This is a genomic window from Flavobacterium sp. UBA6135, assembly GCF_002428305.1.
GTDB lineage: Bacteria > Bacteroidota > Bacteroidia > Flavobacteriales > Flavobacteriaceae > Flavobacterium.
Genome location: NZ_DIVJ01000048.1, coordinates 15,581 through 33,940, shown reverse-complemented (window position 1 = coordinate 33,940; position 18,360 = coordinate 15,581). Strand labels below are relative to the sequence as shown.

General features: G+C 33.1%; 17 protein-coding genes. 8 read left to right on the top strand and 9 right to left on the bottom strand.

Annotated elements, in window-relative coordinates; genetic code table 11:
- Positions 1-29: 29 nt before the first annotated feature.
- Positions 30-374, top strand: a complete 345-nt coding sequence (locus B3L86_RS11705; protein WP_291119301.1) for a heavy-metal-associated domain-containing protein — start codon at positions 30-32, stop codon at positions 372-374.
- Positions 375-393: 19 nt separating this feature from the next.
- A complete protein-coding gene (locus tag B3L86_RS11700; RefSeq protein ID WP_291119299.1) occupies positions 394-1,140 on the top strand; it encodes a DUF2490 domain-containing protein in 747 nt (248 codons plus the stop codon).
- Positions 1,141-1,243: 103 nt separating this feature from the next.
- Here the strand turns inward: B3L86_RS11700 and groL are convergent, their stop codons facing one another.
- From groL to B3L86_RS11655, 9 genes are all read right to left on the bottom strand, one after another.
- Positions 1,244-2,875, bottom strand: coding sequence for a chaperonin GroEL (groL, locus tag B3L86_RS11695; protein WP_188360560.1), 1,632 nt, complete (start codon positions 2,873-2,875; stop codon positions 1,244-1,246).
- Between the two features lie 50 nt (positions 2,876-2,925).
- Complete coding sequence (locus B3L86_RS11690) at positions 2,926-3,201, bottom strand: co-chaperone GroES (protein ID WP_188360561.1); 276 nt, start codon at positions 3,199-3,201, stop codon at positions 2,926-2,928.
- Between the two features lie 143 nt (positions 3,202-3,344).
- Positions 3,345-3,698, bottom strand: coding sequence for a preprotein translocase subunit SecG (gene secG, locus B3L86_RS11685; protein WP_291119295.1), 354 nt, complete (start codon positions 3,696-3,698; stop codon positions 3,345-3,347).
- A gap of 2 nt (positions 3,699-3,700) precedes the next feature.
- Positions 3,701-4,693 (bottom strand): tetratricopeptide repeat protein, encoded by a 993-nt coding sequence (locus B3L86_RS11680; protein WP_291119293.1) that lies wholly within the window; start codon positions 4,691-4,693, stop codon positions 3,701-3,703.
- A 68-nt stretch (positions 4,694-4,761) separates the two neighbouring features.
- Positions 4,762-5,268 (bottom strand): LptE family protein, encoded by a 507-nt coding sequence (locus B3L86_RS11675; protein ID WP_291119290.1) that lies wholly within the window; start codon positions 5,266-5,268, stop codon positions 4,762-4,764.
- A 4-nt stretch (positions 5,269-5,272) separates the two neighbouring features.
- Positions 5,273-6,535, bottom strand: coding sequence for a sigma-54 interaction domain-containing protein (locus B3L86_RS11670; protein WP_291119287.1), 1,263 nt, complete (start codon positions 6,533-6,535; stop codon positions 5,273-5,275).
- Positions 6,536-6,615: 80 nt separating this feature from the next.
- Positions 6,616-8,064, bottom strand: coding sequence for a tRNA (N6-isopentenyl adenosine(37)-C2)-methylthiotransferase MiaB (gene miaB / locus B3L86_RS11665; RefSeq protein WP_291119284.1), 1,449 nt, complete (start codon positions 8,062-8,064; stop codon positions 6,616-6,618).
- Positions 8,065-8,160: 96 nt separating this feature from the next.
- Positions 8,161-8,814 carry a hypothetical protein gene (locus B3L86_RS11660; protein ID WP_291119281.1) on the bottom strand — a complete coding sequence of 218 codons (654 nt, stop codon included), beginning with the start codon at positions 8,812-8,814 and terminating at the stop codon, positions 8,161-8,163.
- Between the two features lie 2 nt (positions 8,815-8,816).
- A complete protein-coding gene (locus B3L86_RS11655) occupies positions 8,817-9,521 on the bottom strand; it encodes an LA_2272 family surface repeat-containing protein (protein WP_291119280.1) in 705 nt (234 codons plus the stop codon).
- A 100-nt stretch (positions 9,522-9,621) separates the two neighbouring features.
- On the opposite strand from B3L86_RS11655, the gene B3L86_RS11650 reads away from it, so the two are divergent.
- The 6 genes from B3L86_RS11650 to gldM all read left to right on the top strand — a co-directional run bounded on the left by B3L86_RS11650 (position 9,622) and on the right by gldM (position 18,327).
- A complete protein-coding gene (locus B3L86_RS11650; protein WP_291119277.1) occupies positions 9,622-10,578 on the top strand; it encodes a hypothetical protein in 957 nt (318 codons plus the stop codon).
- Positions 10,579-10,704: 126 nt separating this feature from the next.
- The gene (topA, locus tag B3L86_RS11645) at positions 10,705-13,206 is read left to right on the top strand and encodes a type I DNA topoisomerase (protein ID WP_291119274.1); all 2,502 of its coding nucleotides are present in this window, start codon (positions 10,705-10,707) and stop codon (positions 13,204-13,206) included.
- A 3-nt stretch (positions 13,207-13,209) separates the two neighbouring features.
- Positions 13,210-14,358, top strand: a complete 1,149-nt coding sequence (locus tag B3L86_RS11640; protein WP_291119272.1) for a formimidoylglutamase — start codon at positions 13,210-13,212, stop codon at positions 14,356-14,358.
- Positions 14,359-14,621: 263 nt separating this feature from the next.
- Positions 14,622-16,040 (top strand): gliding motility lipoprotein GldK, encoded by a 1,419-nt coding sequence (gene gldK, locus B3L86_RS11635; RefSeq protein ID WP_291119625.1) that lies wholly within the window; start codon positions 14,622-14,624, stop codon positions 16,038-16,040.
- Positions 16,041-16,097: 57 nt separating this feature from the next.
- Positions 16,098-16,736 carry a gliding motility protein GldL gene (gldL, locus tag B3L86_RS11630; RefSeq protein ID WP_291119269.1) on the top strand — a complete coding sequence of 213 codons (639 nt, stop codon included), beginning with the start codon at positions 16,098-16,100 and terminating at the stop codon, positions 16,734-16,736.
- 43 nt (positions 16,737-16,779) lie between these two features.
- Complete coding sequence (gene gldM, locus B3L86_RS11625; protein WP_291119266.1) at positions 16,780-18,327, top strand: gliding motility protein GldM; 1,548 nt, start codon at positions 16,780-16,782, stop codon at positions 18,325-18,327.
- Positions 18,328-18,360 lie beyond the last annotated feature (33 nt).

Below are 18,360 nucleotides of genomic sequence, written 5' to 3'. Positions count from 1 at the left end.
AAAAATCAATAAAAATATCAATATTAAAAATGAAAAAAATAATTTTACTACTGATGATATCTTTCTTAGGAATTTCAGTTCAAGCTCAAGAGAAGAAAAATAAAAATGCTAAATACGATATCGAAGTAAATGGCAATTGTGATATGTGTAAAAAACGTATTGAAAAGGCTGCATTGTCTGTAAAAGGTGTTAAATCGGCCACATGGCATATTGATCATCATGATTTGCATTTAATCTTAGATGAAACCAAATGTTCAATTGATCAAGTTCACGAGGCAATAGCAAAAGTGGGTCACGATACCAATAAAGCAAAAGCAAAAGATGAAGTTTATAATGACCTTCATGGATGTTGCTTATATGAGAGAAAAGAATAAAAATCTAAAATGACCGGTTATGAGGGTTAATTGGATTACGAAAAGTGTTCTATTTTGTGTTTTTTTATCTTGTTTTACGGAGGTGAATTCTCAAAATAAAAATGAAGATCAAGCCAATTGGTTTGCATACGTTGGTCAGATTAAGGTTCAAGAAAAAGTTGGCATTCATGTTGAAGCTCAGTTTAGACTTGATGACAACCTAAATTATAGCCGTCAAAATTTATTTAGGATTGGAGGCGTTTATCATGTTAATTCAAAGTTAAACCTGGGTTTAGGATATGGTTTAATCAACACTTTTAGTCCAACTTTTGATGATTATTTTGGTGAAAACAGAATTTGGCAACAATTGGTTTACAATCACAAATGGAAAGAAGATAAAAATCTAATGAATCATCGAATTCGAGTTGAACAGCGATTTGTGGACAGATTGGGAGTAGTTGATCAAAACACAGAAGTTGTTGCAACAAATTATCAAAACAGATTTCGCTATTTGAATAGAAATTTAATTCATTTATCTAACTTCAAAAATTCTAATAATACATTGTATGGTGTCATTCAATCAGAAGTATTTTTAAATATTGGGCAAAATAAAGTTAATTCCAAATTCTTTGATCAAAACCGATTTTTCACTGGATTAGGTATTCATTTTAAAGAACAGACTCGAATTGAATTGGGTTATATGAATCATTATTTAAATCCAAGTACGACCAATGATATCATGAATCATACAATGTCGTTTTCAATTTTGCAAAATCTAAGTATTTAATAAAAAACAAAATCCGTCACGAATTTCTTCATGACGGATTTTTTATCTTTATAAGTCTTAATACTCAAGTCTTAATACTTAATACTCGAATCTTAATACCAAATTACATCATTCCCGGCATTCCGCCACCCATCGGCATTCCGCCACCGGCATTTTCTTCTTTAATATCAACTAAAGCACACTCTGTAGTTAAAATCATTCCGGCAACAGAAGCAGCATTTTCCAAAGCCACACGCGTTACTTTTTTCGGATCGATGATTCCGGCTTTTAGCATATCTACATATTCGTCGGTTTTTGCATTGTATCCAAAATCACCTTTTCCTTCGGCTACTTTTGCAACAACCACAGAACCTTCTAAACCTGCATTTTCAACAATGGTTCGCAATGGCGATTCAACCGCACGAGAAACAATTTGAATTCCGGTTGCTTCATCCGCATTGTCTGCTTTTAAAGAGGCTAAAACGTTTTTAGCTCTTAATAAAGCGACGCCACCACCGGCAACAATTCCTTCTTCAACAGCTGCTCTTGTTGCGTGTAAAGCATCATCAACTCTGTCTTTTTTCTCTTTCATTTCTACTTCAGAAGCAGCACCAACATAAAGAACAGCAACACCTCCTGCTAATTTAGCCAAACGTTCTTGTAATTTCTCACGGTCATAATCAGAAGTTGTTGTTTCCATTTGAGCTTTGATTTGGTTAACACGATTTTTAATCAAATCACCATTTCCTGCTCCGTTTACGATAGTTGTATTGTCTTTATCAATAGAAACTTTTTCAGCTGTTCCTAACATTTCTAACGTTGCGTTTTCTAAAGTATAACCACTTTCTTCTGCAATTACGGTTCCTCCGGTTAAGATGGCAATATCTTCCAACATCGCTTTTCTTCTGTCACCAAAACCAGGTGCTTTTACAGCAGCAATTTTTAAGGCTCCACGTAATTTATTTACCACCAACGTTGAAAGAGCTTCTCCATCAACATCTTCTGCAATAATTAATAATGGTTTTCCTGATTGAGCTACTGGTTCTAAAACCGGCAATAACTCTTTTAAAGAAGAAACTTTTTTATCATATAGTAGAATGTATGGATTTTCTAATTCCACATTCATTTTTTCCGGATTGGTTACAAAGTAAGGCGATAAATATCCTCTGTCAAATTGCATTCCTTCTACCACATCAACATATGTATCCGTTCCTTTGGCTTCTTCAACAGTGATAACACCTTCTTTACCCACTTTTCCGAAAGCAGTTGCGATTAATTCGCCAATTACTTCATCGTTATTAGCAGAAATCGAAGCTACTTGTTTGATTTTTTCAGTAGAACTTCCTACTTCTTTAGCTTGTTTGCCCAAATCAGCAACAATTGCTTCTACAGCTTTGTCAATTCCTCTTTTTAAATCCATTGGATTTGCTCCGGCCGCTACGTTTTTCAAACCTTCTTTTACGATAGCTTGAGCTAGAACCGTTGCAGTTGTTGTTCCGTCTCCAGCTAAATCATTGGTTTTTGAAGCCACTTCTTTAACCATTTGAGCACCCATATTTTCCAATGGATCTTTCAATTCAACTTCTTTGGCAACCGTTACACCATCTTTGGTTACTGTTGGTCCACCAAATGATTTGCTGATTGTTACATTTCGACCTTTTGGTCCTAAAGTTACTTTTACTGCGTTTGCCAATGCATCAACACCACGTTTTAAACCGTCGCGTGCTTCAATGTCGAATTTTATATCTTTTGCCATTTTATAGTACTATTTAATTTATTTGATGTTTTTTTAATCTTTCTATTTTATTATACGATTGCAAGAATATCATCTTCTCTCATAATAAGGTAATCTTTGCCTTCCAACTTTAATTCGGTTCCGGCATATTTGCCATATAAAACGGTGTCACCAACTTTTACAGTCATAGTATGGTCTTTTTTACCATTACCAACTGCCACAACAATTCCTTTTTGTGGTTTTTCTTTGGCAGTGTCCGGAATAATAATTCCTGAGGCTGTAGTTGTTTCGGCTGCAGCCGGCTCAACTAAAACGCGGTCTGAAAGGGGTTTAATGTTTACTGACATAAAATATATTTTTTAATTAAATTTAATTTGTTGTTTTCCTAATAGTCAGAAATTATGCCATAGGTTTCAAACTGACATTTTTTCAGTACATCCAAAAAAAAATCCCGAATTTTTTCGGGATTAACTATTTATATAATTTCTAATTATTGATTTGTTTCAGAACTTGATTCACCTTCAGCCTGAGTAGGAGTTGCAGCTGGAGTCAAAGGTTGTTGAACCGGAGCAGCAACAGGAGTTGAAGCACCTTTATCAATTGTGATGGTATTGGTTTGACCAAAATCACTCAAACTTGATAATAAAATTAAAACTATTAGTACGATACCAAGTGTCCATGTACTTTTATCTAAAAAGTCTGTAGTTTTTTGAACGCCACCTAATTGTTGTGTTCCACCAAATGAAGAAGATAAACCACCACCTTTAGGATTTTGAACCATAATTACTATGATAAGTAAAACACAAACTACTGTTATTAAAAATAAGAAAATTGAGAAACTCATTGTTATTGATTATTTTGTTGTAAAATTTTTATGTCCTTAATTCGGTCTGCAAAGAAAATACTTTTTTCTGGATATTTCAAAATTAATATTTCGTAGGCTTGAATTGCCTTTTGATATTTTTTTTGTTCCAAATAAACACGTGCCAAAGTTTCAGTCATCAACTGTGTATTGTCACTTGATTCTACTGCAATTGTGGCTTTTTCAACGATGTCTTTTGCGGGCGTAATTTTTGGGTTTGATTCTATAAATTTATCTATTAATTCTATTTTTTTCTTTTTAGAATTGGATTCCTTTTTTGCTTCAGAAGTTGCTTCTATTGTTGGTTTTATGCTTAAAACACTACTTTCAGTCCTGTCAATAGGTTGTATTTTTGTGATTTGAAGCCATTCTTCAAACGAATGCTTTTCATTTTGAGAAAATGCAATTGGTTTTCCAATTTCCAATTTGTCTTCAATTTCAATTGCTTCTGATTGAATAGTAGTAGATGGTATATTTTGATCTTCAATAATTTCTAATTCTACTTCATTAGAAATGCTTTTTTCTTTAGCCGCTTCTGTTTCCTCAGGAAGTATAGTTAAGTCTGCTGAAAAGGTTTCTTCTGTACTGATTTCAACATTTTCAATTTCAACTTCAATGATTTTTTTAATTTCTTCTTTTTGAATTGAATTTTCAGATGCAACTAGTAGTTCACTGTCATTAACAATAATATCTTGTAATTCTGCTAATTTACGTTCGTAGATATCTTTTTCAATAATGGTAAATTCATCAGAAGTAATAAAATCAAAAAGAACACTTCTGTCTGAGGTATGAGCGGCAGTATGTTTTAAAGCGAAATTATATTTATAGCTGTCTTGGTTGTAAAGTCCTTTTAAATATAAAGCTCTAGCACTTTGAAAATAGGGAAAGTTATCTAATACAACTTCTAATGCTTTAGCTTGTTTTTCATTTATAGCATTAGGATTGTTAAGTAGATATGTGTATTCAGATAGATTCAAAGTGATGTATTTAGCTTACAAACAAAGATAGTTTTTTTTAACAAATTTGAATAAAAAATTAAAAGGATTTACCATTTAGCCAAAGAAGCATTGAAAATGTCTTGTGTAATTCTCTCGAACAATTCGTTCTTCGCAGCTTGAAGTGTTGCTCCTATCAATTGTTGATTGGCAGGATAATCATAAAAAAAGGAAAAGGTTTTGTCAAAATCATCTTCTTCTTTTTTTGTGTTGGTAAATTTAACTCTAACATTCATTGTTACTCTGTTCTGAGCAGCACGTTGGTCAGCTGTTGCCGTCATTGGAGAAATTCTAAAGGCTGTAATCTCACCTTCATAAATTAAATCAGCACCTGATGTAGTAAGGTTTAAGTTCGTTTGATTTTGAATTAAATCTTGTAATGCTAGCGTAAAATCTCTTTCTATTCCCGGCTCAATTAATTCGGCATTATTTTGAAAATAATTTACCTGAAATGTTTCTGCATCAATTTTTCCCGTTCCGGTGAAGTTGTAATATTTACAACTGTTTATTGAAATAATTGCTAGTAGAAATAGACCGTATTTGACTATTTTTTTCATGTTTTTACAAATCAAATTGTTTAATTTTTCGATATAAAGTTCGTTCCGAAATGCCTAATTCATCAGCTGCAGCTTTTCGTTTTCCTTTGTTTCTGTCTAATGCTTTTTTGATGAGTTCAATTTCTTTGGCATCCAATCGCAAGGTTTCTTCTTCTTCAACTGTTTCGGCAAAAAGATAATTTTGGTCGTCATCATCGTCTTCAAATTCTTCTTGTTCAAATTGATTTTGCAAAGGAATGCTTTCAGTTTTGGGTTGTTCAAATGCAATTTCGGCTTCTTCTTTTTGACCGTATAGTTTTTGAATAAGATTTTTATTGGCTTCTTGCACTTTTGAACTGCCATTTTGCATCAATTCCAGTGTGAGTTTTTTCAAATCATTCAAATCACTTTTCATGTCAAAAAGTACTTTATACAGAATTTCTCTTTCTGTACTAAAATCATTTTCTGCTTTTTTATCTTTGATAACAGCAGGAAGGTTAGAGCCTTCTTGTGGTAAATAGGAGGAAAGTGTTTGATGAGAAATAGTTCTATTGGTTTCTAAAACAGAAATTTGTTCGGCAATATTCCGCAATTGACGAATGTTTCCGCTCCAGCGATATTTCAACAATAATTCAACCGCATTGTCATCTAATTTGATGGGCGGCATTTTGTATTTCTGACTAAAATCGGCGGCAAATTTTCTAAATAATAAATGAATGTCGTCTTTTCGTTCACGTAATGGCGGTAAATTAATATCCACAGTGCTCAAACGATAATATAAATCTTCACGGAATTTGCCTTTTTCAATCGCATCAAACATATTGACGTTTGTGGCAGCTACAATACGAACATTTGTTTTTTGTACTTGTGAGGAACCTACTTTGATAAATTCACCATTTTCCAACACACGAAGTAAACGAACTTGAGTCGTTAATGGTAATTCGCCTACTTCATCTAAAAAAATGGTTCCGCCATCTGCCACTTCAAAATAACCATCACGAGCTCCGGTAGCTCCGGTAAAGGAACCTTTTTCGTGACCAAAGAGTTCACTGTCAATTGTTCCTTCAGGAATTGCTCCGCAGTTTACAGCTATATATTTTCCATGTTTTCTATGCGAAAGAGAATGAATGATTTTTGGAATACTTTCTTTTCCAACACCACTTTCACCGGTTACCAAAACCGAAATATCGGTAGGAGCAACCTGAATGGCTTTTTCTATCGCACGATTGAGTTTCGGATCGTTTCCGATGATTTCAAATCGTTGTTTTATTGCTTGTACGGATTCCATGTTTAGTTTTACGTTTCAAGTTTCAGGTTTCAGGTTTCAAGTTTAGGAGTTAACCTGAAACTTTAAACCTGAAACAAAAATTAATTCATCATCTCAGAATACCCAACCGCTTCTCCAATTAATGTAGCAGCGGTACAATCGTTGATTTTTACCATCACAAAATCACCAACTTTGTAATTTTCTTTTGGAAAAACAACCACTGTGTTTTGAGAATTTCTACCGCTCCAATGCTCGGTAGATCGTTTGGATTCTTTTTCAATTAAAACTTCCACTTCTTGACCAATAAAACGTTTGGTTCTTTCTAAACCTAATTTTTGTTGTAAGTCGATGATTTCGTTTAATCGTCTTTTCTTCACTTCTTCCGGCACGTTGTCTTCCATTTTTCTGGCGGCTAATGTTCCCGGTCGCTCCGAATAAGCAAACATAAATCCGAAATCATATTTCACATATTCCATCAAACTCAAGGTGTCTTGATGATCTTCTTCTGTTTCTGTTGGGAAACCGGTAATCATATCCTGCGAAAGCGAAATATCAGGAATAATTTCATATATCTTATCCACCAACGCCATGTATTCTTCACGGGTGTGTTGACGGTTCATTTCTTTCAAAATTCTTGTGCTTCCGCTTTGAACCGGTAAATGAATATAATTGCAAATGTTATGGTATTTGGCCATGATTTCGATTACTTCCACATGCATATCTTGTGGATTGGAAGTAGAAAAACGAAAACGCATCTTTGGAAATTGAACGGCACACATTTCAAGTAATTGCGTAAAATCAACTGCTGTAGCTTGTTGCATTTCGGTGGCTTTGTCGAAATCTTTCTTTAAACCACCACCATACCATAAATAACTATCTACATTTTGACCTAAAAGCGTTACTTCTTTAAAGCCTCTGTCTGATAAATCTTTGATTTCTTCTAAAATACTTTGTGGTTCACGACTTCTTTCACGACCACGGGTAAATGGAACAACGCAAAAAGTACACATATTATCACATCCGCGAGTGATGGATACAAATGCATTCACGCCATTACTGTTTAATCGAACAGGAGAAATATCGCCATAGGTTTCATCTTTAGATAAAATCACATTGATTGCATCTCGACCTTCTTCAACTTCTTTTAATAGGTTTGGAATGTCTTTGTAGGCATCAGGACCAACGACCATATCTACAATTTTTTCTTCTTCCAAAAACTGACTTTTTAATCTCTCGGCCATACAACCCAAAACACCCACTTTCATTGTTGGATTGATTTTTTTTACGGCATTGTATTTTTCTAAACGTTTGCGAACGGTTTGTTCAGCTTTATCACGAATCGAGCAAGTATTGACCAAAACCAAATCGGCTTCTTCCAAATTTTGGGTAGTGTTATAACCTTGTTCATGCAAAATGGAAGCTACGATTTCACTATCAGAAAAATTCATCTGACATCCGTAACTTTCTATAAAAAGCTTTTTGGTATTGCCTTCTTTTTGTTCTAAAACCAAGCTGGTTCCTTGCTTGTTTTCTTCAATTGTCTTCTCCATAATCGATTTTATCTGAAATCAGTCTGCAAAGATAATACTAAAATTGAAAATATGACAAGATGGCAGATGTTGTTTAACATAAAATTGAGTAAAAAATTATTGTCTGTAAAAAATGCCGATTTGAAGAGCTTGAGCTCCAAAATTTTTATCTATGTAATCAGAAAACAAAGCATAGGGAGTCCATTGATAATGCACTTGACAACCAATATTTTTATAATTAAATTTAAATCCCGTTCCTATATGGAAAGTACTAAACGCTCGGGAATAAGGTTTGTTTGTTTTTGTTTCACTTTCTAATTCGTTTAAATAACGATGATAATTTGCATCGTACATAAAAAACGCATAACCAAACGAGGTGTTCCATTCAATTGAAACCTCTTTTTTATGAAAAGGATGGTATAATTTATTAAATCTAAAGCCAACCATTCCGGAAACACCCTCAGTATTTGTTTTAATTAAAGTGTCTGGGACTTTAAAAACAAAAGATTCATTTTTTAAAGGTATAAATACGTTGAAGCCGATTTCTACGAAGTTATTTTCTTGAAATTTACTTCTATACCAAACTCCAATTTGAGGAGAAGGTTTAATAACTTTTGCTAGATTATCAATAGGTATGTGAATTCCGGTTTCTATATAAAAACGTTCATATTTTTTGCTTTTAATAGCTAGAGTGTCTGCTTCAGTTTCTTGAGCTGCTATGATTTGTGTAGAAAAAATCATAATTAGTAGCATGTTTTTAACTAGTTTCATAATTACCAATTTATTAAAGGTAAAGACCTTTTGTTAGACACGTTCCATAAACCCAATTGAAAACCTTTATCGGCTTTGGAATGATTAAAAATTCCGATTTGAATTCCTTTATTTATTCCTTTTACAAGATTATAACCTCCAATTTGCAAGCCTTTTAACTCAAATGTACGGTTGGAAATGCCAGCTGAAATTCCTTTTAAAAATTCAAAATCATTGCCAATTCCGGTTATAAAAATTCCACTAGCGGTTTCGCTAATCATTGCTATTCCGGTAATAAAAATGCCATTGGAAGTAGCAACACTATTATAACTTGCATTAAAACTGATTCCGTTTGATGTTTTTCCGAAATGATAAAACGAAACTCCAATTCCATTCAAGTTGGCATTTCCATGATATCCTGAAAGGGATATATGCAATCCATTGTGTTGAATGTTTCTTCCTAAATCCAACCCTTTTTCAGGATCTATAAAGAGAATGGCAATAATTCCTAAAGGATTGACATCTAAATTTAATCCATTGATTTTTTGGTTGATGATGTCAGTAGTTTCAAAATGACCTATTCCTAAAGTCATTCCGTTTACTGTTTTAACATCTTTAGCAATTGGAGAAAAACTAAAAATTTGATTTTTAAATAGTCTACTTTCTGTGTCTTGCCCAAATCCTATGATCACAACGGATAAAAGAATGAGTGTTAAATACTTTTTCATTTTTATATGATTTTAAATTCAATCAAAAATATTGCGATTTACGCATTTAAAATTGCATGTATTCATTAAAATATTTTTTATATTTGTGAAAATCGCAAATATGAATTATCAAGAAATTTTGTTGAAAATTATTCGAAAGAAGATAGCTCCAAATACTTCGTTAATTGATACCGTAGCTCAAGTGCTTCAGATAAGTTATGATGCGGCACATCGCAGAGTTTCGCAAAAGAGTAAAATTTCTATAGAGGAAGCAGTAATTTTATGTAAACAATATGAGATTTCGTTGGATACAATTTATAATGAAGAAAACAAGGTTGTTGTAGAGAAGACAAAAGAAATTAGTTCGTTCGAAGACCTAGCTTTATATTTTGATTTTTCTGCATCTAAGCTTTCTTCTTATCTTGATACGGATTCCACAATTTACTATTCTGCAAAAGATATTCCTTTGTTTTATACAATAGGAGGAACATTGCTCTCTAAATTTAAACTGTATGTTTGGCAGAATTTGCTTTTAGAGTTAGAAGAACAACTGTCATTTGAAAAATTTACAGTACAACAGTCACTATTGCAAGCGAGTCTCACTTTAAAAAGAGTCTATGAAACTTCTGAAGTTCATGAAATTTGGAATGATACAACAATCAATAGTACTGTACAACAAGTTAATTATTTTTTTGATTCTGGTCTTTTGAGTTATGAAAATGCTTTGATGATTTTAGAGGAATTGAAAAAAGAACTTTATAAAATAGAAGAGAAAAGTTCAAAAAATAATTCAGATTATTATTTGTATTACAACGAGCTTTTGATTTTGAATAATAATGTTCTTTTTCAAAATGAACATAAAAAATCGTTATTTGTTCCCTATACTTTGTTGGGCTATTTTATAACAAATGATATTCCAACAACAGAAAACGCCAGACTGTACTTTCTTCATCAAGTAAAAAACTCAAAATTATTAAACTCTTCAGGAACTAGAGATAGAAAAATGTTTTTCAACAAAGTTTTTCAAAAAATTGATAATCATTCAAAAAGAATATCAACACTTTATAACCTTGATTAGAGATTCAAAATCAATCTTATTATTCGATTAAATTTCAAAAAATTGAAGATCTTTTTGGTCTTAATTTTTTTCCAAAAATCAATAATTAAAAAAAAACCATACTTTTGTTGCCAAACAAATATGTACATGGCAAAGAATTTAGTTATCGTTGAGTCACCGGCAAAAGCAAAAACAATCGAAAAATTTTTAGGAAGCGATTATCAGGTAGAGTCCAGTTATGGACACATTGCTGATCTTCCATCTAAAGAAATCGGAGTTGATGTGGAGAATAATTTTAAACCCAAATATGAAGTTTCTGCCGATAAAAAAGCCTTAGTGAGTAAACTCAAAACGTTATCTAAAAATGCCGAAATGGTTTGGTTGGCGAGTGATGAAGATCGAGAAGGAGAAGCGATTTCATGGCATTTAGCCGAAGAATTGAAATTGGACCCCAAAAAAACCAAGCGAATTGTTTTTCACGAAATTACTAAAACAGCCATTCAAAAAGCCATTGAAAATCCACGTTCCATAGATTATAATTTAGTAAATGCTCAACAAGCCCGAAGAGTTTTAGACCGTTTGGTGGGTTATGAATTGTCTCCGGTTTTGTGGAAAAAAGTAAAAGGCGGTTTATCGGCCGGACGTGTGCAATCGGTTTCTGTTCGTTTGATTGTGGAAAGAGAAAGAGAAATTCAAGATTTTAAAGCACAAGCGTCTTATTCTGTTACGGCAGAATTTGCTAATGAAGCCGGGAAAACCTTCAAAGCCAAATTGCCAAAGAATTTTTCAACTAAAAAAGAAGCAGAAGATTTTCTTCAAAAAAATATTGGTTCTATATATAAGGTATCGGATTTAGAAACAAAACCTACCAAAAAATCTCCTGCAGCTCCGTTTACAACTTCTACATTGCAACAGGAAGCGGCCAGAAAATTATACCTTCCGGTTGGAATCACTATGCAAATTGCACAACGTTTGTATGAAGCGGGACATATTACGTATATGAGAACAGACAGTGTCAATCTTTCCCAAGAAGCGATGGCTGCAGCTCAAGCTGAAATTACGCATTCGTATGGAAAGGAATTTAGCAAACCAAGAAATTTTACTAGTAAATCAAAAGGTGCTCAGGAAGCTCACGAAGCAATTCGTCCAACGGATATGTCAAAGCACACCTTAAATATTGACAGAGATCAAGCACGTTTATATGATTTGATTTGGAAAAGAACCTTAGCTTCCCAAATGAGTGATGCCGAATTGGAACGCACCAACGTAAAAATTGAAGCCAACAATCACACCGAACATTTTGCTGCAACCGGAGAAGTAATCAAATTTGAAGGTTTTCTAAAAGTGTATTTGGAAGGAAATGATGACGATGATGAAGAACAAGAAGGCATGTTACCGGCAATGAAAATCAACGAGCGTTTGCTTAACAACTATATCACAGCAACCGAACGTTTTTCAAGACCTGCAAGTCGTTATACCGAAGCTTCTTTAGTGAAAAAATTAGAAGAATTAGGAATTGGAAGACCATCAACGTATGCACCAACAATTTCTACTATTATCAATAGAAACTATGTTGAAAAAGGAAGTTTTGAAGGGCAAGAAAGAAAATACAATCAATTAACTCTAAAAGAAAACGACATTAAATCGGTAGTTTTAACAGAAAACGCCGGTTCTGATAAAGGGAAATTGGTGCCAACAGACATCGGAATTATTGTAAATGACTTTTTGGTAAAAAATTTCTCTACCATCTTAGATTATAATTTTACGGCAAAAGTGGAGCAAGATTTTGATGAAATTGCCGAAGGAAATGAAGATTGGACAAAAATGATGCGTGATTTCTACAATCATTTTCACCCGATTGTTAAAAATGTTGAAGAAAATGCTGATAGAGAAAGCGGCGAACGTATTTTAGGAAAAGATCCCAAAACTGGAAAACCGGTTTCGGTTCGTTTAGGAAAATTTGGTCCGATGGCACAAATTGGTGATATTGATGATGAGAATAAACAATTTGCAAGTTTAGGAACTGATCAAAATATTGGAACCATTACTTTAGAAGAAGCCTTAAACTTGTTTTTATTGCCAAAAAATTTAGGTGTATATAAAGGAGAAGAAGTTGAAGTAAACAATGGTCGTTTTGGGCCGTATGTTCGATTTGGAAAAACATTTGTTTCCTTGCCAAAAGGAGAGGATCCACTGGATGTTACTTTAGAAAGAGCACAAGAGTTGATTGATGAAAAAAATCAAGCCGATGCTCCAATTGGAGAATATGAAGGGTTACCAATTCAAAAAGGAGTTGGTCGATTTGGTCCATTTATCAAATGGAATGGGATGTTTATTAATGTAAGTAAAAAATATAATTTTGATAAATTATCGCAATCCGATTTAGTTGAATTGATTGAAGATAAGCAGCAAAAAGAAATTGACAAAGTTATCCATGATTGGAAAACCGAAGGGATTAAAGTTGAAAAAGCCCGTTGGGGTCGTTCTGTTATTACCAAAGGAAAAATTAAAATTGAATTGAGCAAAGATGTTGATGCAGAAAAATTAACGTTAGCTCAAGTGCAAGAATTAATTGAGAAGAAAGCTCCAGTAAAGAAAACAGCTGCTAAAAAATCAACAACCAAAAAATCACCTGCAAAAAAGAAATAATTTATGGAATTTGATTTTTTAGAACCTGTTGACGTTTCGGTTTTAGACTTTGTAAAAAATCTAAATTCACAAACACTTGGAAAAAAAACGGTGTTTCATACTCTAGAAGATTTTCCCGATTTAGATAAAATTAACATTGCAATTGTTGGTGTTTTAGACAATAGAGGAAATAATTCATTTGAAGCTGTAGATTTAAGCCTAACTCGAAAAGAATTTTATGCTCTTTACCCGGGTAATTGGCATTCCATTATTGCTGACTTAGGTGATATTCCACAAGGAAATTCTCAAGAAGATACTTATTTTGCAGTTTCCAAGATTATTTCAGAATTAATAAAAAAACAAATTATTCCCATTGTTTTAGGAGGCTCTCAGGATTTGACATATGCTTTGTATCGTAGTTATGATAATTTAGATCAAATGGTTAATTTGGTAGCCATTGATAATAAGTTTGATTTTGGAAAGGAAGAATCCAGAAACACTTCGGATTCTTATCTTTCTAAGATAATTATTAATGAGCCTACAAATCTTTTTAATTTTAGTAATTTGGGTTTTCAAACCTATTACAATTCTCAAGAAGAGATTGATTTAATTGAAAAATTGTATTTTGATGCTTTTAGATTAGGCGATGTAGTTTCAAATTTAAGTATTGCTGAGCCGGTTTTAAGAGATGCTGATGTTGTATCCATAGATTTAACATCCGTAAAATCGATTGCTTCCGGAAATTTTACTACATTTATACCCAATGGTTTTGATGGTAAAGAAATTTGTTCCCTCTCGAGATATGCTGGTATAAGTGAAAAAGTTGCCGTATTAGGTTTGTTTAATCATAACAACACTTCAAAAGAGAGCCCTTTGGTAGCTCAAATAATTTGGTATTTTATAGAAGGTTATAACTATCGTACTTTTGAAAGTCCTTACAGTAACAAAAATAATTTTATTAGGTATATTGTCCTTATTGATGATATTGAATTGATATTTTATAAAAGCATATTAACTGAGAGATGGTGGATTGAAATTCCGTTTATTTTAAATGTTAATAATAAATTAAAAAGAAATACGTTATTGCCTTGTTCCCATCAAGATTATTTGGCTGCTTGTGACCAAGATATTCCAGAAAGATGGTGGAAAGCACAAAGAAAAAATATTTTGTGATATTTAAAACATAAAAACTTTATTAAAGTTGTGTTAATTGGCTTTTGTTTATCTTTTTAAAGTAATTATAAACTTACAAAATGATTAAAAAATTGCATTTTATCGATAAAACAAGTATTTTATCGATAAAATATTTTCAAGTTTCATATTTAATACATAGTTTTGGACATGAAATTAAAAAGTATGGCATTTAATTGTTTTTTTAAAAAATAATAAATAGGTTTACGACCTCAAAATTTGAATACATGATAACCCAAATTTATATGAAGAAGTTCATTGCATTTTCAACATTGTCTTTTTTACTCATCGGCTGTAGTTCAGGTGATAAAGGAGAGCTGGTAGGTGTGCCCGGAAAAAAGTGGCATCCTGAAAAACCTTACGGAATGACATTAATTCCCGGAGGAGCATACATTATGGGTAAATCAGATGATGATTTAGCCAATGTATTAGATGCTCCAACTAAAACTGTTACAGTTCGTTCTTTTTATATGGATGAAACAGAAATTACCAATAGCGAGTACAGAGAATTCGTAGAATGGGTAAAAGATTCAACCATCAGAGTTCGGTTAGCTATTTTGGCTGATGAACTTGGACAAACTTCAACTGCAACCGGTAAAGGTTCAGGGAAAAAAGGTGGTGCGTCAATTGGTGATTATGCCTTCAAGGATACTGATCCTGAAAAAATGTCTCCATACGATAAATATATGTATGAGAACTATTATAGTATAGGAACTGAAGAAGATCCTTATGCTGGTAGAAGACTTAATAGAAGTGTAAAGTTACATACTGATACATCTAAATATCCAGACGAGTATTACGTTGAGGTTATGGATTCATTGTATCTTCCTGCTTCTGAATCTTATAATGGTTTAAGAACTATGGATGTGAACAAATTGAAGTTTCGTTATACCTGGATGGATATTCAAGCTGCGGCCAAAGCTAAAACTGGAAAACGTTCTGATTTTATTCGAAGTGAAAATGTAAAAGTATATCCTGATACAACAGCATGGATTAAAGATTTTGAATACTCTTATAATGAGCCAATGCACAATGATTATTTTTGGCATCAAGCATATAGTGATTATCCTGTAGTAGGAGTTTCTTGGACGCAAGCTAAAGCATTTTGTGCTTGGAGAACATTGAAGAAAAATATTTATATCAAATCAAAAAAGAATAAAAGAGATTTGATCAATAGTTTTAGATTGCCAACTGAAGCAGAATGGGAGTATGCTGCAAGAGGTGGTTTAGAATCGGCTACTTATCCTTGGGGAAGTAATTATGCTAAAAATGACAGAGCTTGTTATTTAGCAAACTTCAAACCAAATCGTGGAGATTATGCTGCAGATGGTGCACTTTACACTGTTGAAGCCAAATCATATGAGCCAAACAATTATAATCTTTACAACATGGCAGGAAACGTTTCAGAATGGACAGACTCTTCTTATGATGCTGCTTCTTATGAATATGTTTCAACAATGAACCCAACTGTAGGTGATTTGAAAAACAAGCGTAAAGTAATTCGTGGTGGTTCTTGGAAGGATGTTGCTTATTTCCTTCAAGTGAGTTCAAGAGATTATGAATATGCAGATTCAGCAAGAAGTTACATCGGCTTTAGAACTGTTCAAGATTACATGGGAACACAAGTTACCAGAAATGCGAACAACAGAGGTAGAGCAAAATAAAATTTTATCTAATCAAACAAACAATAAATTAAAATTAACTAACTAAAAATTATTATTATGGCACTTTTAAGTAAAAAAGCAATGAATTTCGCTTACGGTATGGGAGCAGCAGTTGTTATCGTAGGAGCTTTATTTAAAATTATTCACTTTGAAATAGGACCTTTAACAGGAAACGTAATGCTTACTATCGGTCTTGTGACTGAGGCAATTATTTTTGCACTTTCTGCATTTGAACCAGTAGATAATGAATTGGATTGGTCATTAGTATATCCTGAATTAGCAGGAGGAGAAGCTAAATCTAACAAAGCAGTAAAAGAAGATGCTCAAAGTTTGTTGTCACAAAAATTAGATGCAATGTTAAAAGAAGCCAAGTTAGACGGAGAATTAATGTCTAGTTTAGGTAACAGCATTAGAAATTTTGAATCAGCAGCAAAAGGAATTGCACCAACTGTAGATTCAATGGTAGGTCAGAAAAAATACAGCGAAGAATTATCTATGGCAGCAGCTCAAATGGAATCTTTGAACAGCCTATATAAAGTACAATTGGAAAGTGCTTCTAGAAATGCAGAAGCAAACAAAGAAATTGCAGAAAATGCAGCTAAATTAAAAGATCAAATGCAAGCTATGACGGCTAATATTGCTTCCCTAAACAATGTTTATGGCGGAATGTTGTCTGCAATGGGAAATAAAGGATAATTAGTTTTATCAATTTAACAAACAATTTAAAAACTAATTAGAAATGGCAGGAGGAAAATTAACCCCTAGACAGAAGATGATTAACCTAATGTACTTGGTTTTCATCGCGATGTTGGCATTAAACATGTCAAAAGAAGTATTATCGGCATTTGGATTGATGACAGAAAAACTTGCTTTGTCAAATGAAGATGCTAAAAGTCGTATTGATAATGACTTAAAAGCAATGGAAAAACAAATGGAATCACAGCCAGAAAAGTTTGCTCCATTAGTTGCAAAAGCAAAAGAAGTTGAAAAATTATCAAATGATTTTTATGCTCATATTGAAGGATTGAAAACTGAGATGATGAAAACTGTTGAAGATCCAAAAGATTATGAAATACAAGATAAAGCAGATTTCTTAGATGAAAAATTCTTTATTGGTGATAAATTAAAACCGGCAGGTCAAGAATTTTTAAATAAAATTAAAGGTTACAAAGACGGTTTAGCTAAAGTATTAGGTAATGACCCTAAATATGCTGGTGTACTTGCTTCTGCTAACAGTGCATTTAGTACAGAACCGGTAAAAAACCGTGATGGAAAATCAATAGATTGGTTAGATTATCATTATAAAGGATATCCAATGGTTGCATCTATGACTAAATTGTCAGCGTTACAATCTGATATTAGAAAAACACAATCAGACGTTTTGACATCTATGGTGGCTGAAAAGTTGAAAGTAGAAGCCTCTTTAACCAATTTTGATGCTATCGTTGTTCCGGATAAAACAGCTTTCTTTAGTGGTGAGTCTTTCAAAGGAAAAATTATTCTTGGTAAAAAAGATGCAACGCTTAAAGCTAATTCTGTTGTAATCAATGGAAGAGAGTTGCCTGCTTCTGCAATGCAACAGGGACAAACAATTTTAGAGTTTCCTTCTGGTAATGTTGGAGAACAAACTATTAAGGGTAAAATGACATTTACAGATTTTGATGGAAAAGCATTTGAAATTCCTGTAGAATCATCATATTCTGTAATTCCTCGTCCAAATTCAGCAACAATTTCTGCTGATAAAATGAACGTAGTATATAGAGGAGTTGATAACCCAATGACAATTTCTTTTGCCGGTGTTCCTGCAAATTTAGTTACGGCTACTGCTCCTGGTTTATCTGGCGGGGCTGCTGGTAAATATATTATGCGTCCACAATCTGGAACTGAAGTTGTTATCAATGTTAGTGGTAAGCTTCCTGATGGCACATCAGTTTCTGATAAAAAGGCTTTTAGAATCAAAGGGATTCCTGCACCACAAGGAACTGTGCGTGGTGAATTAGGTTTGGTAAAAGGACCAAAAAGCAGTCTTGAAGTTTCTACTGTAGGGGCTAAATTAGTTGATTTTGATTTTGATTTAAGCATTGATGTAACAGGTTTCAACATCAAAGTTACAGGTCAACCAACTGTTGTGGTACAAGGTGCTAGAATGAATGCACAAGCTGCTGCAGCTATTCAAAAAGCTGGTAGAGGTGACCAAATTACTATTTCAGAAATTAAGACAAGATTAGTAGGCTCACCTGAGTATATGTTGCCTAAAACAGCTCCGGTAATCTACGAAGTACAATAAAAATAAAGAGATAAGCGTTATCTTTCAAATTAA

Excerpts from the sequence above, each read along its gene's own strand:
- B3L86_RS11700 (WP_291119299.1), top strand. The coding sequence starts at position 394 with ATGAGGGTTAATTGGATTACGAAAAGTGTTCTATTTTGTGTTTTTTTA.
- B3L86_RS11650 (WP_291119277.1), top strand. The coding sequence starts at position 9,622 with ATGAATTATCAAGAAATTTTGTTGAAAATTATTCGAAAGAAGATAGCT.
- B3L86_RS11705 (WP_291119301.1), top strand. The coding sequence starts at position 30 with ATGAAAAAAATAATTTTACTACTGATGATATCTTTCTTAGGAATTTCA.
- B3L86_RS11655 (WP_291119280.1), bottom strand. The coding sequence starts at position 9,521 with ATGAAAAAGTATTTAACACTCATTCTTTTATCCGTTGTGATCATAGGA.
- gldL (WP_291119269.1), top strand. The coding sequence starts at position 16,098 with ATGGCACTTTTAAGTAAAAAAGCAATGAATTTCGCTTACGGTATGGGA.
- gldK (WP_291119625.1), top strand. The coding sequence starts at position 14,622 with ATGAAGAAGTTCATTGCATTTTCAACATTGTCTTTTTTACTCATCGGC.
- groL (WP_188360560.1), bottom strand. The coding sequence starts at position 2,875 with ATGGCAAAAGATATAAAATTCGACATTGAAGCACGCGACGGTTTAAAA.
- B3L86_RS11640 (WP_291119272.1), top strand. The coding sequence starts at position 13,210 with ATGGAATTTGATTTTTTAGAACCTGTTGACGTTTCGGTTTTAGACTTT.
- B3L86_RS11660 (WP_291119281.1), bottom strand. The coding sequence starts at position 8,814 with ATGAAACTAGTTAAAAACATGCTACTAATTATGATTTTTTCTACACAA.
- gldM (WP_291119266.1), top strand. The coding sequence starts at position 16,780 with ATGGCAGGAGGAAAATTAACCCCTAGACAGAAGATGATTAACCTAATG.
- topA (WP_291119274.1), top strand. The coding sequence starts at position 10,705 with ATGGCAAAGAATTTAGTTATCGTTGAGTCACCGGCAAAAGCAAAAACA.
- secG (WP_291119295.1), bottom strand. The coding sequence starts at position 3,698 with ATGAGTTTCTCAATTTTCTTATTTTTAATAACAGTAGTTTGTGTTTTA.
- miaB (WP_291119284.1), bottom strand. The coding sequence starts at position 8,064 with ATGGAGAAGACAATTGAAGAAAACAAGCAAGGAACCAGCTTGGTTTTA.
- B3L86_RS11670 (WP_291119287.1), bottom strand. The coding sequence starts at position 6,535 with ATGGAATCCGTACAAGCAATAAAACAACGATTTGAAATCATCGGAAAC.
- B3L86_RS11690 (WP_188360561.1), bottom strand. The coding sequence starts at position 3,201 with ATGTCAGTAAACATTAAACCCCTTTCAGACCGCGTTTTAGTTGAGCCG.
- B3L86_RS11675 (WP_291119290.1), bottom strand. The coding sequence starts at position 5,268 with ATGAAAAAAATAGTCAAATACGGTCTATTTCTACTAGCAATTATTTCA.